This is a genomic window from Mucilaginibacter kameinonensis (assembly GCF_003675385.1).
Lineage (GTDB): Bacteria > Bacteroidota > Bacteroidia > Sphingobacteriales > Sphingobacteriaceae > Mucilaginibacter > Mucilaginibacter kameinonensis.
This window is the reverse complement of record NZ_RCWZ01000003.1, coordinates 240,121-261,242: the sequence shown is the minus strand read 5'-3', so window position 1 is coordinate 261,242 and position 21,122 is coordinate 240,121. Positions and strand designations below refer to the sequence as shown.

The window sequence follows — 21,122 nt, the reverse complement described above, 5'->3', positions numbered from 1 at the left end:
AATTTTTAGATGGAAAATGCCTGGCGGATCCTGCTTTGCAGGTCCGCGGAACAGTGATCAGCTTCCCAGCCGCGGGTGTCTATGTCGAAAATGACCATGCCGCCTTCCTGCTGCAATGCGCTCATCAGGGGTGCCAGTTTATTCCTGGCGGAATCCATTACCTCTTTGCAGATCATTTCGTCAATGCCGCAATCCGAAACATTGGTCAGGTCGTCACCATCGACCACAAATTTCAATTTCGTTCCCATGATGTTGAGTAGGTTTTATGATTAAAAGAGATGAGGGACTGGGAATGTTTTATTTTTTTGCAGTTATATTAAAACGTGTTCCGGGCCTCAATTTTGGCATTACTGAGCGTGATTAAAGTATGGCAAAAACTTGACTGTTTTTAATTTTTTGTTAAATAATTTAAATAAAAAATAAATTACAGTATTTAATTTGTATATTGCGTACTTATTAAAAAAGATATAATGCAAAAAGAAGGAACCGTGAAATTTTTTAATGCCGCAAAAGGCTTTGGATTTATTTCACAAAATGACAACAGGAACGAAATTTTCGTTCACGCTACGGGTTTAATCGATGAGATCCGTGATAACGATCAAGTCGCTTACGATGTAGAGGAAGGCCGTAAAGGCCTTAATGCGATTAATGTTAAAGTAATCTAACTATCACCATATCAAATTCGCAGAAGCATCCGTCAATAAAAGCGGATGCTTTTTTTGTTAAGTCCTGACAATAGTGTGGGTGCAGAACACCTCCTGTCAGGGTTTTTCCGGAGTTGCACAATAAAAAAAACAAACCTATGAGCAAAGACAAAGGCATTAAAAATGTCAAAAAAGCAGCCGTCACTGGCGGTAGCAAGCCGGTTTCAGATTACCAGGCCGGTAAAAAAACGCCGTCAAACGAAAATTTAGCGATTAACAAGAAAAAAAAAGATTGAAGACATACAGGATGATCAATGTTCAGGTAAAGGAATATCTGTTCGATTTGCGAAACACAGCGATAGAGAATGGTTTTAAACCTGATAAGCCATGGCAACTGAAATTAGTTAACAAAGCTGATAAGATTGCGATTGAAAAACAATACCGCGCAAGCATATCAGTTGAGGCACCAGCTGACCAGATTGCGTCTATGCTGAATATGGTTCAGGCCGGGCTCATGTTACCACTTACCGAACCCGTCAGTCTGAAAAACATCCAGGCTAATGAGTTACAATATTTGATTGCTTATAACCCTTTGCAGGAGTGGCGTTAAGATAAAACCTTTCAGGCAAATGGCTGAAGCCGGTGCCAGTTTCATAAAACATTCCGAAAGGTTTGAGTTTCTCTTAATAAAATAAGATATGCGCTACCATGTACTTCCTATGGATTATGATGGCACGCCGGCATATCCGAGCATAATACGGTCGCTGTCGGCGATGCCGAGAATGAAAATGCCATGTTACAATCAGTGGAATGCGCCGTAGCGGTGGATAATGCATTGCAGTTAGTCAAAAATTCGGCGGACTGGACAACGGAACATTGTCATGGCGAAGTGTGGCGGAACTTATCGATGCGCTGATCCGCGATGATCTGGCATCTCTTGATTTGAGGTTAAAGTGGCATTGACTGAAACTTGGTCAGTATACGGATGGAACGGACTTTGAAATAAGTCCGTTGCGTTAACATTATTATTTGGCGATCTTCATTTAAGCAATCAGCTGATACTGGGAAGATCGCGGAGGGGATTTTCATGAGAATTAGCACTAAGCAGTAATTTTTTCGGTACGCGCTGCGGATTTTTGATCAGCACAGATCGTAAGCAAAATGCTCGTTCAAAAACAACTTTTAGAATCATAAAACATAAATATTACCAAAGATAGCATCATAGAAAAACAAACCCCGCCTACTGCCGAGATGTTAAATAAAATTAACACCTATTGCCCCGCAGCTAATTACCTTTCGGTTGGTCAGCTTTACCTTCACGACAGCCCCTTTTTAAAAGAACCCCTGAAATTAACACATTCTAAAACCATGCTGCTGGGGATATTAGGGTATAAGACCCGACCTAAAGTAAGAGCAAACACTCCACTTTAGATTACTAAAACTCAGTATCAGCCGATGGGTAAATTGAGAAAGACAAGGGCTGGTTAATACTGTTGATCGCCTTTAGAGCATTGTCCGCCAAATACTTCAAAGTGGTCCACCGATATTTCCGTCACATATTTGGAGCGATTGTAACCTTTACTGACGCAATGCGTAAAACCAAGTGTAAAAAATCCGGTTATGAATAACCACAAGTTCAAAATATTGGTTCATATAATTCACTTTTTGAGCATCATCACTTTAGCTAAATACTGGCAAAACGGCATTAGGCTGGTGTTCAAAAAGCCCATGAATAAATAATTAATTGATTTCTAAATGTTTTAAGTGTGTAATAAGCTTCCATCGATGAGTAAAATATTCGCACTTTGCTTTCGATTTGTATCATTACTGACAGGGGTAAAATAGGCCCCAAAATTGCACGCTACGGCTTAAACTTCATATTCTTGCCAAGTATGAAGATCAGTAATACAGTAATACATGCAACAGTCAGCACAAGAGCGGGTAAAATCATTATTAAAAACCTGCCAGACGAAACACGCTATTTTATATTCGTCCGTAATGCGGAGCGTACTAATTGGGTATGTACCGATAAACGACTACAGGATTGGCTTGATGCCAGTAATATTCTTGCATTACGACTGCTGGAAGAAGTTTGGCAATAAGACACATTTCGCTAAAATTTCATCAAATAAAAGCGTTACCCACAAAGTTATCGATCCGTTGTGAAGACAACTTTTAACAAATACAAAATAGGTTATAGAAGGCCGGAATTTCCGGCCTTCTATAGTGTCGTTGGTCTTATAAAAGCTGAGGCACTTTTTTTAACAGATAAAAAAACCTTTTTATAATTTAGGATGTATTACTGATGGTTTACGGCATTGCCATTATGCCTAATCTTCATTCAGTAAATTAAACCTTAAGCCGGGGTGAATGCCCGGCTTAAGGTTTAACCTGAATTAAAAGATTCCTACTTTCACAATGTGATCATTATTTTCTACAACCATTCGTTGTAGTATGCCCGATCACCGTATCTTTATCCAAAACCTTTTACCTTATGGATGAAGAAGCCAGAGCGCGCGAGCTAAGAATCAAATCCGGGCGTAAATTTGCACTTGAGCGGGCATATCGCACGCTTACGAGAGCGCAGGTTGCTGAACGAACCGGGATTCCGATTGAAGCGGTTATCGCTATAGAGGAAGGGTTATCAGACTTTCTTTTAGAAGATATGTTAGCGCTGCTTAATGTACTTGATATCGATATAAAGGAATTCTTTGCCGATTTATTTTGACAAATCTCCTTTCAGGAGAAAAATTGTAAATATATTTAGAAGTACCATTATAGAATACGTATCCTCCATAATAGCATATCATTGAATAGATGGGAGTTTTCAAAGTCCGTATCAAATATTAAAATGCCGGGAAGATTCGTTTAATAGTTAAGAAAACATGTTGAAAGCTTACTGAAACATTCTTGGGTTGTCATCTTCTTCAGCTACAAAGACATGGCGAAATGCAGGCCTAACGTTCCATTGTTGAGTGATGGTAATAATATAGAACTGCTGCCCTGATTTTTCTTTTTTTGAAATTCTTTAGGAAGACTTCTGTTTTTCTCCTTTTCACGACCTGCTTTGAAAAGATTGTTTCGGATATAAGGATATAACAAGTATGCTGCTTTTGTAGATAAGATGCCAAAGCCTGCCCCTGCTATCACGTCACTAAACCAATGATCTTTATGATAAATCCTGAATACCCCTGTGGTGGTCGCGAATGCATATCCAATAACACTATAGGCAGCTGAATTATCACCCAGTTCCTGCGACATAAATTCGGCCCCGGCAAAGGCATTACCGGTATGGCCGGAGGGAAATGAGTTATAATCACTATTATCTGGCCGTAACCTATGCGTTAATTTTTTCAATGTAAAGGTGCTGATGTTTAACATACCTTGTGCCATGACGTAAACCAAAGTGCGATCGATAAAAGTGTTCTTGCCATGAATTCCAGCAAAATTTAGCCCGTATACTAAGACCGGGGGAGCATATTGCAGGTAATTCTCAATATGGCTCCTCGTTGCAAAATTATGCTCTCCTGCTTCCTTGTATATGTAACGATCAAATCGCCGCAATGGATGTAACGCAAATGAACTTGCACCATAAGCAATCAATACCGCAGGTGGGATTAAAGTTATAGATTTACTGTGCAGATGCTTTACTGTGTCCGGTGCTGTTAAAACATCTTTCTTAAGGGTATCCGCAATATTGACTTTCCGTAAAGTATCGGAAGAGTTTTCCTGAGCAAACACGTTGAAGGTCAAGCAAGAAAATAAGAGTATATAGAAAATTCTTCCCATAAATTAATCTAAAAAGGATTCTCGTGTCAAAATGTTTGCAATATCAAAAGCAATATTGCTCGAATCTCATTTTATGAATAAGGGGTCAAGAGATAAGTGCTGTAGCGTTAGTTCAGCTTTGCGATACTCGTTTTGGCTGACAAAAGTTTGGCAGCCAAATAGTCTTGACTGTATTATTTTCGACAACCAAATGCTTCGCATACCCTAAATTGTCGGTATGATTATCTTATTTACTACTTCCTGCTTATCCCTCAAATCTTTGGTTATTTTGCTCACTTCTGCACATCATAAATGAGAAGATAGGATGCAGGTTAAAAAGAATGCCGGGACGATCGCCGATCACGTACAGTATTAGGGACCATTAATCTGCATGATTTTTGTCATAAATTACTTAATATCCCGAACAGATAGTTCTAAAAAAAGGTTAGAAAATAGGCGGGAACTGATTTTACAGGTTTAAGTAAATCATTCTCCAGAATTGATCGGTATCTAATGACTTCAACAAACATAGTGTAGTTACAGGGTTTTACCGTTTATCTCCGATTTGTCACTGTACCTTGCCACTAGGAATCCGTCTTGGCAACTTTATAACCGGGGATCACAAATTCATCCATTTAAAGTCAGCACAGTAAGTTTATAAAACAAATTTAAGAAGGAAGACAATAGATGAAATTGTTAAAATGATTCGCCGATATTCAATATTACCGCGCTGTAGCCTCTACTGAAAGCATAATCAATACCGATATTGGTATTAGAGCCTTTATTGAATTTTACCCTTAATCCTGTTCCTGCAGCCGGGTGCCATGATTTTAAGAAAGTGCCTGAACCACTAACCGTATTTACATTGGCGAACGCAACAAAGCCTAAGAGGCCGTTGGCGGTAATATCCCGGCGATATTCACTTTCAAAATAGAACAGCGATTTGCCCCTGTAGCGGTTCTGATCAATGCCTTCACCGGACCGGTTATATGGATCCCATCCGATGCTCGGCAAATCAAGATAGGGCGTGTTGCCACCCAGCACTGTCCAGAAGTAAGACCAAAATGCCAACGTGTTTTGTTGGTTTTTATTAGCGGGGTTGAGCGGGACATATTTCCGGTAATCCAAATACAAGGAATGCCAGCTATCATTGCTACCCATAAAGGCAGGGTTAATACGGTATACAAGATTAAAATAGGACCCTGGCAATGGATTGATGGAATTGTTCCGGGTGTCGTATAACAAGGCCAGATTGATTCCGGAGGAAACCGAGCTGCCGCCGGTACCGAAATTATAGCCGGTGAATTGCTTTAAGTCAATCGCCGGATCATCACTTTTAATGCCGCTGCGATAATCTATATTGTAACCTCCTCCCGCAAAGAAATAGGGGGTAATTCGCTTAAGTGCGCTCTGATAAAAACGAACGTAATTGTAATTGATTAGTGTTTTTTCGCTGTAGTCATTTCTGCTGCCCAAACCCCAGGTATATTGCGGATATCTCAGGAACCGCATATCCCCTTGTATATTCCAGCTATTATCCTTAAGCCAGATACTAGAACGGAGTGGTAAGCCAAACCTACTGTGCAAATTCCAATAGGGTGCAAAAGTCGCGCTGGAAAGATTGGTCGTGCTTTGAGGGCCGAGGTAAGTGCCCGCGGTGGTACTGGTGATCAAGGCCCGGCCGGCTCCGCCCGGCACAGAACCCGGAATGGGAAGGATCGAAAAATATATTTTCTTTTCCCGCTGTACTCTTGGTTTCTGTGGCGCTATATTAAACATGTCCTTAGCAATGTCAATCAGGTCTGTTTGCCTGGAAGTATCTTTAACAGCGCTTTGTTTAGGGATTGTATTGGATGCATCCTGCGCGAATGTAATTGCAGGAAACAGGCAAAAACAGATGGTAAATATTCTCAGCATTATCATATTTAATTTAAAGTCATACATCACTTTACCCCTCAGCGATATCAAATATTAAATTATCGCACATTACAATATAATGATTACCGAACAATCTGTAATTGATGAATTACCCTTAACATCAAGAATGAACAACAATATCTCAGGATGCTGAACGGATTAATCTGATTTGGGATGTTAAAGCTAATACGTGAATAGCTTTCAATTTTAGTAAGGATGTATAAATAAGCAACCATATACCTTACATTATGTTTCTCATATTGCCATTTTTTCTTTTCTCAATTAAATAATTGTTAAATATTTTTACAAAATCGAAAATATGTCAATGTTTTTATCTACCTTGTGGACTTATTAATAATCAATATAATGCAACAAGGAACAGTAAAATTTTTTAATGAAACAAAAGGTTTCGGATTTATCACACCAAGCAATGGTGGCAGCGAGATCTTCGTTCATTCAACAGGTCTGATTGACAACATTCGCGAGAATAGCGCTGTTAGTTATGACGTGGAAGAAGGTCGTAAAGGACCAAACGCAGTAAATGTTAAAATAGCTTAATACACTATATCATCATTGTGAAAGCATCCTCCAATCCGGAGGATGCTTTTTTTGTTACACTAATAGAAAATATGGGTAAGTCAACCGAAACTTTTAATAAAAAAGAGCGTGAGAAGAAAAAGTTCAAAAAGCAACAGGACAAAAAAGAACGATCTGAAGTCCGTAAAACGAACGCAGTAAAAGGCCAGGGCTTGGAAGATATGATGGCCTACGTAGATGCAAGCGGTAACATTACCTCTGTACCCCAGGAGCGTGGTAACCAAAAAAGAGTAATTGCACAGGACATCCAGATCTCTACGCTCAAACAGGAAGAGGTAGAGAGCGAGCCTGTAAGAAAAGGTACGGTCACCTTCTTCAATGAATCTAAGGGATTCGGATTTATCAAAGATGCGCAGACCCATGAAAGCGTTTTTGTTCACATTAATGCGGCCGCGTTTGCGATCAAAGAAAACGATAACGTTACTTTCGAAATAGAGCAAGGATTGAAAGGGGCGAGCGCTGTCAAAGTCTTGAAATCAAATTAATGATACGCAATATTGTCGTAAAAGGAATGATGCCTCCAATGATGCAAAGGCTGCGGTGCGGTTTTAGCGTCAGCGTTAAAAATAATAAGCGAATGATTGTACTTAGATCTTCCGAAGGCATGACTAACGCCTTCCGGAAGAGAGCAACCAGCCTTTTATCACACATTGACAATTGTAGCAGCTCGTTTTAATATTGAAAATTAAAATTCAGTAACACTGTTCGTTGTTCCAACACGCAAGGAGTCGCGTTGACAAGCGACCCCGTGTGTCCAATTTTTAAGCTATCAAAAATTTGCGGAAACTGTCCGGCCATTAACTTTCAGAGATTTGTTCCTTGGACAAGCTGATTCATGAAGCCCATTCATGGGAACAATAAAATTTGCCAAGGCCCCCTGGACACCTTGCGCGACAATTAGGGCACGGGATTTTTGCTTTCAATGGCGTCGATGCTGTCCAATTTTTCCTGAAAAGTTTCTGTCTCGGCAACAAACAAACTCTCTGGTATGATATTGTTTTTGTTTGCCGATTTAAATACTGCGCCTGCCAAAGCGATTGTAATGACAGCTTTGTTAGAAAACGGTTCATGATGAATAACGAATTTACCTTTGAACGCCGCTGGGCCCATCTTGCTTTTAAAAAGCACATTCCCGGATAGCCCGCGAATGTTTTCAAACACAAGATTAAAATGTGCACAATGTACGGGTTGGGTAAGAAGGTATTTAAGAAAAAGGTGATCTATCATTTACTATATTCCTAAAATGGAGAACAGGCTTGAATTTCTGTGGATTAAACTTCACCGCTGGTCGGGATCAATACTACTCAAATTTAATGTAATTGATCATATTGTTAACGTTCAATTTATTCAGTTCCGTTGCCGCACCAAGATGCTGGTTTCCCTGATATATCGTTATTTTTAAGTATTTATCTTTCTCTGGGCTTGACTGCAAAAATATCTTTAAACAATGGGAAGTAACAGGTTTATCAGTGCAAACGAATGCGGATCAAAGTTTTAAAACGTTACCAACAAAATAACGGCGAATGGACTAACCCTCACGGCCATATGATGGTGAAAAAAGTTTAACAGGTTGAGTCAGCGGACAATTGATGGTTATGGAACGAGCAACAGTTCCACACGGCTACCGAGGAGCGGGTGGTAAGATGGTGTGTACCTGATATAGCCATAGTCCTGAAGCTGGCTAATGCATTTGTGATAAGTGATATTACTTTGAATACGGGATAACTTCATAAGTTTCCTTCGGGAAATGTTTATAGATTTTTTCATACCGGTGGACTGCCATAAAAAGTATATCGCCATATAGAGACTCAGGTGCCAGACTGTAATCCGGGTGTCTTCGCTGAAGCAGTGAAATAAACGGGATAAATGTTGAGTAGCAGACATATTAACGAAATGCCTCCCTGCTGTTTTCCAATAATTTAATGATGTCCTGATGACGATAATAATAAGTTCCCCCAACCTTGGAGTAAGATAGTCTGCCTCCCGTCCGGAGATTTTGCAATGTGCCGGGTGATACTTTTAACAGTTGCCTGACTTCAGCACCTTTGAGCCATTCTTTTTGTATATCTTTTTTTGTGTTTAACAAAGCATTGATATCATGAAGTAATTGCAGCCTGAAAGCCTGCAGATCTTCTTTGGTAATAATCTCTACATTCATGGTCTAGGTAATATTTGATCTTGTTGCATCAATTTCTTTTGAATGATGGTATTGATAAAGTATATCCGGCGTCAAATAGATACACGATATGGTTACGATAACTCATACTACCTGAAATCTTTGCGATGTTTATAATTTGATGTTCCATGGTTCTCGTATTGGTGTATATTCTGGCATTATGATTTTTTAATTTCCTGCAGTTAATGTTTATCTTTTGCAAACAGGCAGATCCCGGGGAACAAGAATGATTTTACTGCGCCTCTTCTTATTGAAAGAGGGGAAATACTGTAAATAACCAAACTCATGCAGGTCACGGATACAGCGATGATAGGTAGCCCGCGACGAAATCCGGGCCACCTCCATCACCTCGTAACTATAAGCCTCGATATGATCCGGAAAGCCAGCGCTTTGCCACAACTGCAGGAGCGTAGCAAAAAGGCCGATATGGGCAATACAGATCCGGGGATCGTTGCCGACCCGTTCAAAGAATACCCATAAAGGCCTGTACAACTCCATACTCAGATCTTAACAGCTTGCTTGCGCTGCGGAGCAGGTTCGTGTTTTTGTTCAGCCGCCGCTTGCTGAGCAGCCGGTATTGCCTGGTCCGCAGCCGGAGTGCCCTCTTTGGCTTGTGCTACTTTAGCCATAGCTGCCCGTTGAACTTCCTGCGGTGATGAATCAGATTTCTGGCTTTGCTCAAAGGCCTGCCTGTTCACCGGTTTAATATCCAGCTTTTGGCCGTTCTCATCATAAAAGTCGATGCGCATCATCGGCGCATTCGCGACCATTTTAGCTTTTGTCTCCAGCCCGTCCTGCAATACGTTAACTTCGACCTGGTTGCCTTTTTGCAATTGCGCCAATAAACGCTCCTGCATGTATTTCTCTTCTGCACCGACAATCGGGAATTTTTCCAATACCTTCCCCTGGTCATGCCAGCGGATCATTTTTGGTAGAAAGTTCCCGTGCTGATCCGCTTCCTTGAAGTTAAGCGCCCGCCAGGCCCAGTAGGTTTCACCGGTCGGCACCATTTTCAATTTACCATCGATTTCTTTCTTTTCCAAAACTGGTTGTTCCCGGTAAACCGCACGACCGTCCATCATGTTGTAGCGTTCCTGGAGCGTGTAGTTAAATTTGGGCCCGATAAAGAAAGTCTGTGACAGGTCTTCCATGCCCTCTTTCTTCAGCGTCGAAGTAAAACGGTTAAAAAAGGTAAGGTCTTTAGCGGCATCATCCCCTTTCGAAAAATACAGCACCGAATGCAGTTCATCTTTTCCGAACTTGCGTGTATGGTCGAGTGTAAACTCCGTCAGGTTCTGTTCCATTTTGGTATTTAAAACCTTGACGATGTCTTCGCCGAAACCCATGTAATGGAGTTGATCCCTGTTGTATTCAAAACTTGCCAGCGGGAAAGATCTTGCTCGAAAAATATCAAGTTTTGGTTTAACTCCTGTTTGCTGATAACTTTCATGATGTCGTAAGCAAGCTCTCTTTTAAGATCAGGATGCCTTGACATCAATTGCTCATGCCTGATCAGAAGGGAATCAAGATACAATTTAGTTAATTTGCTTCCGGATACCTCGGTGACGGCGTGTATTCCTTTAATTTCGAACGGGATAAGATCGCTCGTACCTGATGTTAACATCATTTTAATTTTGAGACTTAACAATAAAGTTTCCATATATGGTGTTAACAGGTCATGCTGTAATCCATAAGAAGTATGAACTTTCGTAAATATCGCGCTTACGGCAGCATGCTCTCCATTTCTGAAATGTATATCTGCCGTAATCATCCGCTTGAAAAAATCAAACACAGACAAAGTATTTTGAACCTTGTCGGCAGAAGATAAGAGGCTCAGTTTTCGTAATAGCCCCTTACTGCGGATTCCGGGAAGAAACCCGCAAAAGGTATAAATTCCCAACAAAAAAACCAGGTCGGATGCCGCATTTCCATGCTGAGTTGGCACTTGCAGCAAAAAAGCATTTTTCGCCAACCCCCGCATAAGGTCTGACCGGATCGTGCCATGTTTCAGGTAGTTAAAAATCAGCTCAAGGCAATTTAACGGGTTGAATGAAAAGCCTGCAGAATTATAGCTTTCCATATTCTTAAGCCTGATAATCTGTTTCTCCAGTTCCTTCATATTGAGATTGATAACAGCGATAATACCCAGCGTCGTGTAAACAATGATTTTCTTGTAACTGTTCAACTCAAATTTAAGTAGTGTATTTAACGTTGTTTTGTAATCCTCGTTGATCAGTTCCAGTCCGAAGAAAAAGTCGAACAATCTGTCGCCAGCGTCCTCGTTGAAGAATTGCCAGAAAGATTCTTCCTTTTTCATCGAAACGCTAACCTTCTCCAGCAGGTCGCCTAAAAACAAAATCAGGTCTGATTTCTCGTTTAGGTTAAGATCGGCTCCGGAGAGATACTGGAAACCAGTACGCTGGCCGGTTTTCAGTGCATGCATCAAACACCATTTTAACACCGGAATCTTTGCTTTATGTTTGCCAAAACGGGTATTGATAAGGTCAACCAGCTTTGCGTCAAACCGGTCGCCGTTATCGTTTAACATACTGCGGGCAATCGTATGAAACACAAAATCAGGGTTTCCGAACCGGATGTGGTGGGCAAACTTGTGGCCGGTGCTGATATTGAGCTGCGCAGCACGCCTGCACTTAACAATTCACGAAATGCCTGGTCATACTTATTCAGGATGTTCATTACTTTTAGTTTTTCCACCTGGTAATGTTCATCCCCGAAATCTAACATATCCGCCAATTGCTGCAGGAGCGATACTTTTTCCGCCGCGTAATAGCCAACGTATACCTTATTGAGCATAAATAATGAACTCAGCTCGTAAGATAAAATCCTTTCAGCCCCGGATACCGGAAAGGCTCCTTTCTCCATCTGGCAATAATATTGAAAGTAAAGCGGGTGACAAAAGCTTTCGGCCTGCTCCAGGCTTAACTTCTTCGCTGATCGCGCGCTGATACGATCACGTAATAATTGAATTTCCCTGTAAGAAAACAGCGGCATGTTGATGCACTCTTCGTGGTCGCGAAAGGCAGTAAACCATTTGTTTTCGCCCGATTCCAGTTCATGCTTATAATTAATCCAGGTTGTGGAACGCATAGTCAGCACCAGCTTAAACCACTCGAATTGCCGGTAAAAGGCATGGAGGTGCGACAACTGATTTAATAAAAGGTGGAATTGTTCTTTTTTAAACATATGGTCGTCCATCCCATCCAACACAAGGTAGAATTTACCATTTTCCCTTCCATCGATCATTTCGTTGAAGACCGCCTCGGTATGAAAACCGAGCAAAAAGGCCATCCAGTCGTCTATGCTTTTACCACCATGCAAAACGCTCATTAAAGCAATGCTGCTGTAAAAAAGTACAACATCGTTACTGCTTTCAGATTGCTCATCCAGCCAATGACAAAGTGCAATGGTCTTGCCATAACCTGCAGGACCTGTGATGACCGAGCCCGTCAGGCCGGATTCGTCAAACGCGCGAAAATAATCATCCATGAATTCCCGTGCTATAGTTTGACGGTAGGGAATACCCGATTTGTTCTTCAATGCCTGTAATGTAAAATCGCTGGCCTCGCGTGCGCGGAACTGCAGATGGTACCAACCCATGGGAAGGCCTGCATCAGGAATTTTTTTTATGGGGTAAACACGACAAAAACTGTCCCATCCTTCGAATCCGCAGTAAACAGCCAATGCACTGACTGTAAAAAGAGAAGGACTGAATTTGCTGATAGCCAGGCCGAACAAACGCTTCAAGGTTGTTTCACTTATATTAAGGCTGGTATCTTTCATAATCAGAAAAGATATTATCCGGCAGTCAGAAGGCTTTATCGATTTTATACCTGCCTTTTCAAGGCACAGGTTTTTAATGATTTCCAGGTGAAAGGTGGTTACAATTGCAGACATAGGTATATCTATTGGGCACTGTTAACGAAACGACTGAATGACCGGCTGCAATATGTAAGTGTGCCCGGCAGTATTGAAAAGCTGCCGATAAGTACATATTATAAAATGGGTAGTTTTAAATTCGCAATAGCATTTGGAATATATTGTATAATCTGATCTATCACGTTTATGTTTTAAAGATTGAATTTTTTTTATTCTGTAACAGAGTAAATATAAAATGAATGAAATGAACAAGGGGTATTTTGGGTAATTCTCTATAAAACAAGAATTTAGTTGATTTTAATTCTCATGCCGCATTAATTTCCATACATTGCCGATCCTGCAATGTCCTGACGACTATCCATGGACAGTAATCAAAATCCCCATGAAAAATAACGCTGAACAACCAGATCTAACGAATTCGCAGATACAGGAATATTGTATTCATGCGCATCTCTCAGAAAGGTTAGATGAGCTGAGTTGCATAGAAAGCTCACCAGAAATTCAATCCGAAATTAGGAATGCAGTTTGCCTGCTGGAAATCCGGCTACAAAAAACACGGGAACTATACGATCATTTAACATACGGGGATTTATTTACGAGCTGCGGGGCACTGGTAAGCTTCCTGGAGGAAATGTTTAGCCTGGTACGCCGGAAAGAAGATGGTGGTGTTTTATATGTACCTGCCTTTCTTACCTATCTTACTAACGCCGATGCACTTCTACAATCCGGCACCAGAAATCCAATCGATTGTTTTGTTAACACGAAGGAACATATGCATGCTCCACAAGAGGCGTTTGATCCTGATTTTCTCCGACCTTTAATTAAATTACTTCAGGAACGTCGTCTTGCAGCCTAAATACTGGGACACCTAATTGGTTTAGTATGTTTTATTGAAATAGCATTCTGGTCGTTGCTCATCTGATTTGTTTATAAAAAGTACAGCTAACAAGGAACCTTTCTTTGTTACGAGATAATGGATTCGCACGATATTTAGATAAAAGGTGTATCACGCGGATCATGCAATTCTTTTTACAGTTTAAGCTTTGGTTATTTCGGAATATTTTCGCAGTCGTCAATGATTATTTGCTATCTATTTTGCTTACGCTGAAAGGTTTTTAATAATATTTAATACCATTTTTAAAAGGTATGTTTACAAGTACTTAAAATTAAGCAGATTGTCTTATCTATGCGAAACCTTAAACAAAACATCCGGCTTTTACGCCATCAACAGGGCTGGAGCCAGGAGGATGTGGCTATAAGACTAAATATTTCGATTCCTGCATTTTCCAAAATTGAAACTGGAATTACCGATATTAATTTGTCGAGACTGGAACAGTTGGCAGCTGTTTTTAGTCTTTCGGTAATTCAGCTTTTAACTTTTAATGATGATGAGGAGAGCTCAAACGCTGCTGAGCTCCAAGCGGCCAATCTGAAATTGTTGCAAAGGGAAATTGAGCTGAACGACCTTCAAAAGAAGGTTATTGAACTATTTGAAGAACTCAGACGGTAAAGCGACAGGAGGGTGGCGAATTCCTGCCTCTAAACTTAAATACGATCATGAATTTAGCAAAATCAAAAATGAGGCTCTTCAACGGCCATCTTAAGCTCGACAATAAATCCCTGAAAAAGGTATTTCTGATGCAGCTGGATAATATTTTCATGGTGAAAACCTATCTTGTCACTAATCTGCCAACCATGGCTGAAGGCGCGTCTTTCAAGGACCTTAAGAATGCTATTCTTGAGAATGTTGATGATATCAAAATACAGTTATTAAGGTTGTTGGTAATCTATGATATTATTGGTGAAAAATATAAACGCTCAACCATTACTGGTATTCGGGGACTGATCATGGAAGCATACGTTGTGAACAAAGCAGCAGACCTCTCAGGATTTGAATCTGACCTGATGATGTTATATCATTTAAATACGCTTGAAAGTATCGAGATTTCCTGTTTTACCTGCCTACACGATATCGCTCTGGCTATGCCAACAAAGGAACTCACTTTACTGCTTAAACAAAATATCGATATGGCGAAAGACTGCAAAGAACTTTACGAAATGATCAGCCGCGAATATCTCCACTAATGAAACTATCACCTTGAACCATATTCGTGCTGAAGTGGCCTTATTTATAGCTGAACTTAATATTATATTTACAATAACGTTAATAATGCAGGAAGTAAAGTTGGCGGGGGCGCAAACCTGAATTTTCTTATCTGCAACACACAGATCACGCTTCGTGACCGAAGTTTTAAATCAAGCTGTTACCCGACAGTGAAGAGAATAAATAGAGTTTCTTAATAAATTGGGTCGAGCCCATTAGGATGCACCTTCAGATGCACTCTAATGGGCTCGACCTGAAATAATAAACAAAAATCTTCTTTATTCACGCTTATCAACTTTCGGGTCAAATGAAATAATTTTTCTGGTTCAATTAAAAACGGGTTAGATATTTCGAATAGGCTCAATCATCAAATAGAGAGGCCAAACGGTTAAGGTCATCTAAAAACCGGTTCGTGTGGACGTCGGGTTTTAGTACTATTTTAGGCAAGTTGTCAAAAAAATTGACAACTTTTTTTACGATCGCTCAGAGAACTTAGCGGCAATCCTCAGAATATCGGCCATGCACGGGCGTAAATGATGATCGAAGAGCAAATATTCTTTGAACGAATTTATCATCATTTACATTTTGTTGCGGCGCTTTACTCCGCAAATTCTTATTGCAAGCTGTCAGTCTTGATTTCTCCAGAAAGCGTGCCATTGCATAAAACGCAGACACCGATATTATTTACTTTCAAGTTACGCATGATCGCATTTTTTATCACTTTTTTAAACTATCAGTTATAATTTAAAATAATTGATTTGCAGTAAATTATCCTGTATAGGAGTAGCGATCTTGTAAACATTTTCTACAGGTTCCGGTTGAGTTAAAAACTGTAAATCAAAAAATTATGAGAAAGTTACTGATGGCATTAATGGCCCTGTTGTTCAGCGCGGGTGTCATGGCCCAAACGCACATGAAAATGAAGGATGGGGTGATGATGAAAGATGGGAAAATGATGGTTATGAAAGAGGGCAAAACCATGATGATGGATAAGGATATGACAATGTCCAATGGTACGATGGTGATGACTGATGGCATGGTCAAAATGAAGGATGGCAAAAGTATGATGCTGAAAAACGGCCAGTGTGTCAACATGGATGGTACGATTGAGAAGCCGATGAAGATGAAACACAAGAAAATGGTGAAGGATACCACCATGAAGATGTAGGGATCCGGTAATTGAGATGCGGGGTTATAGCCCCCGCTTTTAAAATCGATATTTGGGGAGAAAAGGGGCTATGGGTTTCCATGAAAAACCGATGATCTGTTTTTTTCGTTTTTTATATAAAGATCAGCAAAAATTCATGGTCAGCGAAAAAGATGTTGCACTGCGCATTCGGACTATCCGGGAGTCCAAAAATTACAGCCAGTATTATGTGGCTTACAAACTCAATATATCTCAAAATACCTTCAGCAAGATCGAACTGGGACATGTTAAATTGACGGTAGATCGCTTCCTGCAGATCGCCAGGGTATTAGACGTTTCGCCAACTGAATTGTTGTTTTACCAGGATCCGTTCTGCATATTAGCATCTCAATAACGGAAATTCAGGATGCGAGGGGAAGTGATTGAACATGAAGTATCGTCCGCAATCTTTTAATTGCTCTGAGAAGTCGGGTTTTAGCTGTTCCAAGGGGTATCTTCAATTGTTCAGCTACTTCTGCATGCGTGTAACCCTTGTAATATATAAGATCGACAATTTCCCGTTCTGTATTGGGCAGGGTGGTGGCAATCTTTTTGATGAAGGCCATATCTGCCTTTTCGGAGGCGCTTTCGGGCTGTATAAAGAATTCCTCGTAACCATCCAGCTCGTGATTAAGCAAACTGTTGCGATAAGTACGAGACCGAACCCTGTCAATCGCCAGGTTTCTGGCGATATTGACCATCCATGTATATATTCGGCCTTTAGAAGCATCATAGCCCTCAAAAGCTGACCATACCCGGATAAAAGTTTCCTGTAGAATATCTTCACTTATTGCCGTCTCTGGCACAATGCGAACGATTAAACCGTAAAGTGAAGAACTGTACATATCATACAATGCCTCGGCACCCAGTGGGTGCCGCTCCCGTATCAGGCTGATCAGTTTATCTTCTGGAAATATTTTTTTCCTGCGTATTGCCATCAGGGTTTTGTATCAGTTGCAGTTTCCGATGTTTTTATAATTGGCTCATTGTTTTGTGCGTCCTTAAAGTCCTTTATGCCTTTACCCAGGCCTTTCATCATTTCCGGTATTTTCTTTCCGCCGAACAGTAACAATACTGCGGCTAAAATTAAGATGATCTCTGGTGCGCCTAATCCCATGATATGTTGTTTTATAGGTAAAAGATAATAGTAGTGATATAGATATATACGCAGACAATATCAGGATAGATTTTTAACCGGTGATTAATATTCAGGTAAATTAAACCTGCAAAGGAAAAAGGAATTACAATATACCCCTTAAAATGTCAATGGCCGACTCAAAAAGGATCGACCATTGTATTTATTCTACTAAGGCAAATGCCTGCTAACGATTAAATCGTAAACGTGATGAGTGAAATTATCGAGTTTTTTGTATTTTACGTTGACAGAATACTGAAGCCTTATGAACTTTTCCAAAGAAAACCCACCGACCAATATTTTGCCGAATGGCTTGGCAGAAGCAGACATAGACAAGGCGATTACAAAGTCTGGATATCCGCTACAATTGATCATAGGCGAAAAATTGAGAAAACGTTTTCATTGCCAAGACGAATGGAGTTACATTGACAGTGATAGTCATGAGATTAGGACAATGGATATTTTGGCTTCTGCAAGATTGTATACTTTTGATAATGACAATCAACCGAGGGTTAGACCAGAGTTAAATTTATTGATTGAATGCAAGCAGTCCGATTTGCCTTATATTTTTTTTCTAACACCAGACAAGATTTTTACAAACGATTTTCCTTTAGTAGCTGGTCTGTTCTCAAAAAACCTTAAGGTGGTCAGTGATTACGACCCTTCGAGTTGGCACTTTAGTGTAATTCACGCACTTCAATTGCAAGAACAGGAATTTTTAAACGGTGATGTGCCTACTTGTTTTACATTTTCCAAATGTGTCCGGAAAGGACCTGATGTTATTTTATCAGGTACAGACGGATATAATAATCTCGTTTTGCCTTTATTGAAGGCGCTGAAACATTTTGACGCGTCCGAAGTTCCGCCAAAAACGGCACATTATTTCGATGCGCACCTTTGCTTGGCGATAGGTGTACTTGATGCACCAATGATTGGTGTGACTGTCACAGAAACTGGGCATATATCCAAACTGCTGCCTTGCGTAAGAGTCTATCGGCATGATTCGATCGAGCATAAGGACTGGAGTCAGCGATCCAAATTGTCTGCGATTGACTTAGTTCATAAAGATTATTTTGATCAATATATGGAAGAGAAAGTAATTCCTTTTGCAAAGCGATATAGTGAGTTGGTATTAAAGCACGGCACGGTTCTCGCAGAGGGTAAGGCGTTTGTTAAAGGAATGGGAGATAATTCCTGGACCGATATTGAACCAAGGCTCACCGAATACTCATTGCTGAAAAAGCGGATTATGCCTAAGCTGTAATAAGGCTTGAACACTACCTTTTACAAAAAGTCATCAATTTTAAAACACCCAACTAATTTTCTAATACCGAATAATTGAGATTCAAACCGAGCTATTTACAATGCTTATAAGTTCGCTTGTAATGGCTGTGGTTCAATTAAAAGCTGAGAAGATATTTCAAACCGGCCTTAAACATGAAAAAGCGCCGCAAAACTTTTAAGATCATCTATAAACTGGCTCGCGTGGACGGCTGGTTCGAGTGATAAAAAGCACATCGCTTGACGTGATCTATGTTATTGATAATGAATTAAATAATTGGAGGTCACTCACAAATTGGTTCGAGAAGCACACAGTTGGGTGCATCTAAAGGTGCGCCAAAATGTGCAACTTACGCACCATTTTTTAGATGATATGCGGCTTCTAGCTAACTTGCTAAAGGATTTTGATGAACCTTAATGGGCAACTTCTGCACCAATTAAATACAGGCATAGCCTTGTTATTTAAATTATATGTGTTTTTTAACATACTTTTTTAATGATCTTCTATAGCCCACCATTCACCAGGACCTTGATTGCCGTTTTGAAGATTTATTTGACCTAAGGCATGCGAAAGAAATAGCCCGTTTTCGGAACCGCTACACTCAAACGCGAAAATGTTTTCATTGGGTCTAATTTGATGAAATTTCCAAAGTTCGCCATGCCCCTGATAAATCGGCTGAAGGCAAGGTTTGGCATAGGCATGAGAAAGATATTCATTTATTTCAGTACTTGCACACGAAAAAACCAAACCGTAATCAGGTAAATTCTCCATCATAAATAATCCGTTGGAATAATCTATGCCATTCATAAGCGACAATTTTCCTCCATTATGAGAAAGAAAAGAACCTATTTGATCACCAAGTGCTTTTAATACAACTCGTCTTGGATTCTTTATAACTGTTGTTGGATTCCTAACCCAAGCCTCACTCGTTATATTATGTAAGGATATTTCATCAATTATACCGAATGAACACCAACTAAAAAATGTATAACCTAAAGCCTGCCCGTTTATGCCGGCAGGCAATGGAACGCCAAACTGATTTGCCAACCAGGATAATGTGCCATATCCGCATAAACTTATACAATGAGTATTGTCTGCACCCTCTTTATTAAGGTTAGTTGCAAACCATACACGCCGCCCACTATTTTCGCATATTTGAAGAATTTGATTTCCACCTACACCTAATTTTACCGGTCCGTTAGTTACCGCGTTTCTTAATATTGACCCATCATTCCAATTAACAGGACTATATCCACCATTGTTAAACATAACACCGTCCATTACAAATCCACTTACCTGCATTTGATCTAATACATAACTAATTTGTGCACCATTAAGAACGCCATGATCTGATGCCCATACTATAGCCATTTCATTAGGAAAATCAATCTCAGGATGGCTACAAGCTTTCGCGAATGCTTCTTCAGCGGTAACACAATCACCGTATTGATCGTTACCCCAAATGTACAAACGTGGTGGTAGTTGAATTAAAAAATTATTTGGAGTCGTTCCAACGGGTTTATAAGGCGTGGCTGCGGCTAGCGCCCACCTTGGCGACGGGATAGCCCCGGTCTTAAGCTTTCGTTTGACCTTAGATTTGGATTTTCCCATATTGTAAAATTAGGTTAAAAAGTAAAAAAAATTGGCTGTTATTGCTATGGTTCGTAATTAAATCCAACGCAAGACAAATTACTTTGATGTTGTAATTATTTCTTGGAATAAGGCACCCAATTCCCATTTCTGCAGATATTTAACTGTGTCCCAAATGAATAAATAGCACCTTCTGAATAGTAGAGACTCTGTACTTCGCAAAATTTGCAGTCTTTATTGTGCTTATCGTTACCTACTTCTTGGTTTTCTTTAGATGTAACCCCTTTGGGAGCCTTTTTTATTCTAATCCATGCGCCATTCCTACATTGAAATAACCAAATGGAGTTTAGTGTCGCTGTAGACCCTTGGGAGTACTCCATAGATTGAAAATAACACTTTTCACAGTCGAGTTTTGATTTGTCTGTAACTTTACGAAGTTTATTTGCCTGTTGAGCACTCAATTTAAAAATTAATAAACAATTCACTGATGCTAACAAAATAAAAACTGTCTTCTTCATGGCTTTAATATTAAGATTTCTTTATATTATAGCACAAGTTAAAACAAATTATTTTGTTAATATCAGGTGTTTTCACGGTATTTTCAAAATGTATATAAGTAGACAATAAAGCTGACAGGTAGCTTCTTAATACTTTTGTAATTCTTATTAAAACAAAAAAACCGGCGGAGAAAAATCTTTCCCCGCCGGTTACGGCTTTGCATTAAATGTCAAACCTTGTGCACCCTAATGGGCTCGAACCTATATAAAAAACATTAAACAACTATTATCAACTTTTCTCCGTTGCTAAAATTGATCATCAAATTTAA

The 21,122-nt window shown here is 40.0% G+C and carries 30 protein-coding genes; 16 read left to right on the top strand and 14 right to left on the bottom strand.

All coding sequences use genetic code 11. The features are described from left to right. Nucleotides 1–5 precede the first annotated feature (5 nt). Nucleotides 6–248 (bottom strand): hypothetical protein, encoded by a 243-nt coding sequence (locus EAH55_RS14180; RefSeq protein ID WP_121810247.1) that lies wholly within the window; start codon nucleotides 246–248, stop codon nucleotides 6–8. 222 nt (nucleotides 249–470) lie between these two features. Here EAH55_RS14180 and EAH55_RS14175 point away from each other — a divergent pair, with 222 nt between their 5' ends. From EAH55_RS14175 to EAH55_RS14150, 7 genes are all read left to right on the top strand, one after another. Further along, nucleotides 471–665 (top strand): cold-shock protein, encoded by a 195-nt coding sequence (locus EAH55_RS14175; protein ID WP_091211783.1) that lies wholly within the window; start codon nucleotides 471–473, stop codon nucleotides 663–665. 137 nt (nucleotides 666–802) lie between these two features. Next, on the top strand, nucleotides 803–940 hold the full coding sequence (locus EAH55_RS30900; protein ID WP_162996878.1) for a hypothetical protein: 138 nt from the start codon (nucleotides 803–805) through the stop codon (nucleotides 938–940). Further along, nucleotides 937–1,254, top strand: coding sequence for a type 2 periplasmic-binding domain-containing protein (locus EAH55_RS14170; RefSeq protein WP_162996877.1), 318 nt, complete (start codon nucleotides 937–939; stop codon nucleotides 1,252–1,254). Before EAH55_RS30900 ends, EAH55_RS14170 begins: the two co-directional genes overlap by 4 nt. 183 nt (nucleotides 1,255–1,437) lie before the next feature. Next, a complete protein-coding gene (locus EAH55_RS14165) occupies nucleotides 1,438–1,560 on the top strand; it encodes an HAD family hydrolase (protein WP_244228194.1) in 123 nt (40 codons plus the stop codon). Nucleotides 1,561–1,895: 335 nt separating this feature from the next. Continuing rightward, nucleotides 1,896–2,075, top strand: coding sequence for a phosphoketolase family protein (locus EAH55_RS31510; protein ID WP_208644850.1), 180 nt, complete (start codon nucleotides 1,896–1,898; stop codon nucleotides 2,073–2,075). Between the two features lie 461 nt (nucleotides 2,076–2,536). Then, the gene (locus tag EAH55_RS14155; protein ID WP_121810243.1) at nucleotides 2,537–2,746 is read left to right on the top strand and encodes a hypothetical protein; all 210 of its coding nucleotides are present in this window, start codon (nucleotides 2,537–2,539) and stop codon (nucleotides 2,744–2,746) included. Between the two features lie 392 nt (nucleotides 2,747–3,138). After that, nucleotides 3,139–3,372, top strand: coding sequence for a helix-turn-helix domain-containing protein (locus EAH55_RS14150; RefSeq protein WP_121810242.1), 234 nt, complete (start codon nucleotides 3,139–3,141; stop codon nucleotides 3,370–3,372). Between the two features lie 203 nt (nucleotides 3,373–3,575). On the opposite strand, the gene EAH55_RS14145 is transcribed toward EAH55_RS14150, so the two are convergent. Both EAH55_RS14145 and EAH55_RS14140 read right to left on the bottom strand, forming a co-directional pair. Then, nucleotides 3,576–4,433, bottom strand: a complete 858-nt coding sequence (locus EAH55_RS14145; protein ID WP_121810241.1) for a phosphatase PAP2 family protein — start codon at nucleotides 4,431–4,433, stop codon at nucleotides 3,576–3,578. A 675-nt stretch (nucleotides 4,434–5,108) separates the two neighbouring features. Beyond that, on the bottom strand, nucleotides 5,109–6,329 hold the full coding sequence (locus tag EAH55_RS14140) for a BamA/TamA family outer membrane protein (protein WP_121810904.1): 1,221 nt from the start codon (nucleotides 6,327–6,329) through the stop codon (nucleotides 5,109–5,111). Nucleotides 6,330–6,695: 366 nt separating this feature from the next. On the opposite strand from EAH55_RS14140, the gene EAH55_RS14135 reads away from it, so the two are divergent. Further along, nucleotides 6,696–6,887, top strand: coding sequence for a cold-shock protein (locus EAH55_RS14135; RefSeq protein ID WP_121810240.1), 192 nt, complete (start codon nucleotides 6,696–6,698; stop codon nucleotides 6,885–6,887). A gap of 17 nt (nucleotides 6,888–6,904) precedes the next feature. Next, on the top strand, nucleotides 6,905–7,411 hold the full coding sequence (locus tag EAH55_RS14130) for a cold-shock protein (RefSeq protein ID WP_244228193.1): 507 nt from the start codon (nucleotides 6,905–6,907) through the stop codon (nucleotides 7,409–7,411). A gap of 412 nt (nucleotides 7,412–7,823) precedes the next feature. Here EAH55_RS14130 and EAH55_RS14125 read toward each other — a convergent pair whose 3' ends face one another. Next, the gene (locus EAH55_RS14125; protein WP_162996876.1) at nucleotides 7,824–8,087 is read right to left on the bottom strand and encodes a hypothetical protein; all 264 of its coding nucleotides are present in this window, start codon (nucleotides 8,085–8,087) and stop codon (nucleotides 7,824–7,826) included. 82 nt (nucleotides 8,088–8,169) lie between these two features. Between EAH55_RS14125 and EAH55_RS30895 the strand changes: the two genes are divergently transcribed. Further along, complete coding sequence (locus tag EAH55_RS30895; protein WP_162996875.1) at nucleotides 8,170–8,328, top strand: hypothetical protein; 159 nt, start codon at nucleotides 8,170–8,172, stop codon at nucleotides 8,326–8,328. A 191-nt stretch (nucleotides 8,329–8,519) separates the two neighbouring features. Here EAH55_RS30895 and EAH55_RS31250 read toward each other — a convergent pair whose 3' ends face one another. The 6 genes from EAH55_RS31250 to EAH55_RS14095 form a co-directional block, all read right to left on the bottom strand. Next, nucleotides 8,520–8,657, bottom strand: coding sequence for a hypothetical protein (locus EAH55_RS31250; RefSeq protein ID WP_244228192.1), 138 nt, complete (start codon nucleotides 8,655–8,657; stop codon nucleotides 8,520–8,522). A 154-nt stretch (nucleotides 8,658–8,811) separates the two neighbouring features. Next, nucleotides 8,812–9,084, bottom strand: coding sequence for a helix-turn-helix domain-containing protein (locus EAH55_RS14115; RefSeq protein ID WP_121810236.1), 273 nt, complete (start codon nucleotides 9,082–9,084; stop codon nucleotides 8,812–8,814). Nucleotides 9,085–9,291: 207 nt separating this feature from the next. Further along, a complete protein-coding gene (locus EAH55_RS14110) occupies nucleotides 9,292–9,600 on the bottom strand; it encodes a hypothetical protein (protein WP_244228190.1) in 309 nt (102 codons plus the stop codon). Nucleotides 9,601–9,602: 2 nt separating this feature from the next. After that, nucleotides 9,603–10,448, bottom strand: coding sequence for a hypothetical protein (locus EAH55_RS14105; RefSeq protein ID WP_121810235.1), 846 nt, complete (start codon nucleotides 10,446–10,448; stop codon nucleotides 9,603–9,605). Further along, complete coding sequence (locus tag EAH55_RS14100) at nucleotides 10,415–11,650, bottom strand: hypothetical protein (RefSeq protein ID WP_121810234.1); 1,236 nt, start codon at nucleotides 11,648–11,650, stop codon at nucleotides 10,415–10,417. Before EAH55_RS14100 ends, EAH55_RS14105 begins: the two co-directional genes overlap by 34 nt. Continuing rightward, entirely contained in the window at nucleotides 11,644–12,903 is a 1,260-nt protein-coding gene (locus EAH55_RS14095) for a hypothetical protein (RefSeq protein ID WP_162996874.1), read from the bottom strand. The genes EAH55_RS14100 and EAH55_RS14095 overlap by 7 nt, the downstream gene beginning before the upstream one ends. Before the next feature lie 478 nt (nucleotides 12,904–13,381). On the opposite strand from EAH55_RS14095, the gene EAH55_RS14090 reads away from it, so the two are divergent. The 5 genes from EAH55_RS14090 to EAH55_RS14070 all read left to right on the top strand — a co-directional run bounded on the left by EAH55_RS14090 (nucleotide 13,382) and on the right by EAH55_RS14070 (nucleotide 16,644). Then, a complete protein-coding gene (locus EAH55_RS14090) occupies nucleotides 13,382–13,855 on the top strand; it encodes a hypothetical protein (protein ID WP_162996873.1) in 474 nt (157 codons plus the stop codon). A gap of 330 nt (nucleotides 13,856–14,185) precedes the next feature. Then, nucleotides 14,186–14,509: a helix-turn-helix domain-containing protein gene (locus EAH55_RS14085; protein WP_121810231.1), complete on the top strand. Its 324-nt coding sequence runs from the start codon at nucleotides 14,186–14,188 to the stop codon at nucleotides 14,507–14,509. Between the two features lie 47 nt (nucleotides 14,510–14,556). Continuing rightward, on the top strand, nucleotides 14,557–15,084 hold the full coding sequence (locus EAH55_RS14080) for a DUF892 family protein (protein ID WP_121810230.1): 528 nt from the start codon (nucleotides 14,557–14,559) through the stop codon (nucleotides 15,082–15,084). A gap of 866 nt (nucleotides 15,085–15,950) precedes the next feature. Further along, nucleotides 15,951–16,271, top strand: coding sequence for a DUF6799 domain-containing protein (locus EAH55_RS14075; RefSeq protein WP_162996872.1), 321 nt, complete (start codon nucleotides 15,951–15,953; stop codon nucleotides 16,269–16,271). A 91-nt stretch (nucleotides 16,272–16,362) separates the two neighbouring features. After that, nucleotides 16,363–16,644: a helix-turn-helix domain-containing protein gene (locus tag EAH55_RS14070; protein WP_208644849.1), complete on the top strand. Its 282-nt coding sequence runs from the start codon at nucleotides 16,363–16,365 to the stop codon at nucleotides 16,642–16,644. A 7-nt stretch (nucleotides 16,645–16,651) separates the two neighbouring features. Here EAH55_RS14070 and EAH55_RS14065 read toward each other — a convergent pair whose 3' ends face one another. After that, nucleotides 16,652–17,227, bottom strand: a complete 576-nt coding sequence (locus EAH55_RS14065; protein ID WP_121810228.1) for an RNA polymerase sigma factor — start codon at nucleotides 17,225–17,227, stop codon at nucleotides 16,652–16,654. Beyond that, nucleotides 17,227–17,406, bottom strand: coding sequence for a twin-arginine translocase TatA/TatE family subunit (gene tatA / locus EAH55_RS14060; protein WP_091207829.1), 180 nt, complete (start codon nucleotides 17,404–17,406; stop codon nucleotides 17,227–17,229). Before tatA ends, EAH55_RS14065 begins: the two co-directional genes overlap by 1 nt. 283 nt (nucleotides 17,407–17,689) lie before the next feature. On the opposite strand from tatA, the gene EAH55_RS14055 reads away from it, so the two are divergent. Continuing rightward, nucleotides 17,690–18,688: a hypothetical protein gene (locus EAH55_RS14055; protein WP_121810227.1), complete on the top strand. Its 999-nt coding sequence runs from the start codon at nucleotides 17,690–17,692 to the stop codon at nucleotides 18,686–18,688. A gap of 510 nt (nucleotides 18,689–19,198) precedes the next feature. Here EAH55_RS14055 and EAH55_RS14050 read toward each other — a convergent pair. Together EAH55_RS14050 and EAH55_RS14045 are read right to left on the bottom strand one after the other, a co-directional pair. Then, on the bottom strand, nucleotides 19,199–20,317 hold the full coding sequence (locus EAH55_RS14050) for a hypothetical protein (RefSeq protein ID WP_121810226.1): 1,119 nt from the start codon (nucleotides 20,315–20,317) through the stop codon (nucleotides 19,199–19,201). 95 nt (nucleotides 20,318–20,412) lie between these two features. Further along, a complete protein-coding gene (locus EAH55_RS14045) occupies nucleotides 20,413–20,814 on the bottom strand; it encodes a hypothetical protein (RefSeq protein ID WP_121810225.1) in 402 nt (133 codons plus the stop codon). Nucleotides 20,815–21,122: the final 308 nt, after the last annotated feature.

What these genes read in the sequence shown, in the direction of transcription:
- EAH55_RS14180 (WP_121810247.1), bottom strand. Translation starts at nt 248, where the DNA reads ATGGGAACGAAATTGAAATTTGTGGTCGATGGTGACGACCTGACCAAT.
- EAH55_RS14175 (WP_091211783.1), top strand. Translation starts at nt 471, where the DNA reads ATGCAAAAAGAAGGAACCGTGAAATTTTTTAATGCCGCAAAAGGCTTT.
- EAH55_RS30900 (WP_162996878.1), top strand. Translation starts at nt 803, where the DNA reads ATGAGCAAAGACAAAGGCATTAAAAATGTCAAAAAAGCAGCCGTCACT.
- EAH55_RS14165 (WP_244228194.1), top strand. Translation starts at nt 1,438, where the DNA reads ATGTTACAATCAGTGGAATGCGCCGTAGCGGTGGATAATGCATTGCAG.
- EAH55_RS31510 (WP_208644850.1), top strand. Translation starts at nt 1,896, where the DNA reads ATGTTAAATAAAATTAACACCTATTGCCCCGCAGCTAATTACCTTTCG.
- EAH55_RS14155 (WP_121810243.1), top strand. Translation starts at nt 2,537, where the DNA reads ATGAAGATCAGTAATACAGTAATACATGCAACAGTCAGCACAAGAGCG.
- EAH55_RS14150 (WP_121810242.1), top strand. Translation starts at nt 3,139, where the DNA reads ATGGATGAAGAAGCCAGAGCGCGCGAGCTAAGAATCAAATCCGGGCGT.
- EAH55_RS14145 (WP_121810241.1), bottom strand. Translation starts at nt 4,433, where the DNA reads ATGGGAAGAATTTTCTATATACTCTTATTTTCTTGCTTGACCTTCAAC.
- EAH55_RS14140 (WP_121810904.1), bottom strand. Translation starts at nt 6,329, where the DNA reads ATGCTGAGAATATTTACCATCTGTTTTTGCCTGTTTCCTGCAATTACA.
- EAH55_RS14135 (WP_121810240.1), top strand. Translation starts at nt 6,696, where the DNA reads ATGCAACAAGGAACAGTAAAATTTTTTAATGAAACAAAAGGTTTCGGA.
- EAH55_RS30895 (WP_162996875.1), top strand. Translation starts at nt 8,170, where the DNA reads ATGGAGAACAGGCTTGAATTTCTGTGGATTAAACTTCACCGCTGGTCG.
- EAH55_RS31250 (WP_244228192.1), bottom strand. Translation starts at nt 8,657, where the DNA reads ATGAAGTTATCCCGTATTCAAAGTAATATCACTTATCACAAATGCATT.
- EAH55_RS14115 (WP_121810236.1), bottom strand. Translation starts at nt 9,084, where the DNA reads ATGAATGTAGAGATTATTACCAAAGAAGATCTGCAGGCTTTCAGGCTG.
- EAH55_RS14110 (WP_244228190.1), bottom strand. Translation starts at nt 9,600, where the DNA reads ATGGAGTTGTACAGGCCTTTATGGGTATTCTTTGAACGGGTCGGCAAC.
- EAH55_RS14105 (WP_121810235.1), bottom strand. Translation starts at nt 10,448, where the DNA reads ATGGGTTTCGGCGAAGACATCGTCAAGGTTTTAAATACCAAAATGGAA.
- EAH55_RS14100 (WP_121810234.1), bottom strand. Translation starts at nt 11,650, where the DNA reads ATGTTAAACGATAACGGCGACCGGTTTGACGCAAAGCTGGTTGACCTT.
- EAH55_RS14095 (WP_162996874.1), bottom strand. Translation starts at nt 12,903, where the DNA reads ATGAAAGATACCAGCCTTAATATAAGTGAAACAACCTTGAAGCGTTTG.
- EAH55_RS14090 (WP_162996873.1), top strand. Translation starts at nt 13,382, where the DNA reads ATGAAAAATAACGCTGAACAACCAGATCTAACGAATTCGCAGATACAG.
- EAH55_RS14085 (WP_121810231.1), top strand. Translation starts at nt 14,186, where the DNA reads ATGCGAAACCTTAAACAAAACATCCGGCTTTTACGCCATCAACAGGGC.
- EAH55_RS14080 (WP_121810230.1), top strand. Translation starts at nt 14,557, where the DNA reads ATGAATTTAGCAAAATCAAAAATGAGGCTCTTCAACGGCCATCTTAAG.
- EAH55_RS14075 (WP_162996872.1), top strand. Translation starts at nt 15,951, where the DNA reads ATGAGAAAGTTACTGATGGCATTAATGGCCCTGTTGTTCAGCGCGGGT.
- EAH55_RS14070 (WP_208644849.1), top strand. Translation starts at nt 16,363, where the DNA reads ATGATCTGTTTTTTTCGTTTTTTATATAAAGATCAGCAAAAATTCATG.
- EAH55_RS14065 (WP_121810228.1), bottom strand. Translation starts at nt 17,227, where the DNA reads ATGGCAATACGCAGGAAAAAAATATTTCCAGAAGATAAACTGATCAGC.
- tatA (WP_091207829.1), bottom strand. Translation starts at nt 17,406, where the DNA reads ATGGGATTAGGCGCACCAGAGATCATCTTAATTTTAGCCGCAGTATTG.
- EAH55_RS14055 (WP_121810227.1), top strand. Translation starts at nt 17,690, where the DNA reads ATGAACTTTTCCAAAGAAAACCCACCGACCAATATTTTGCCGAATGGC.
- EAH55_RS14050 (WP_121810226.1), bottom strand. Translation starts at nt 20,317, where the DNA reads ATGGGAAAATCCAAATCTAAGGTCAAACGAAAGCTTAAGACCGGGGCT.
- EAH55_RS14045 (WP_121810225.1), bottom strand. Translation starts at nt 20,814, where the DNA reads ATGAAGAAGACAGTTTTTATTTTGTTAGCATCAGTGAATTGTTTATTA.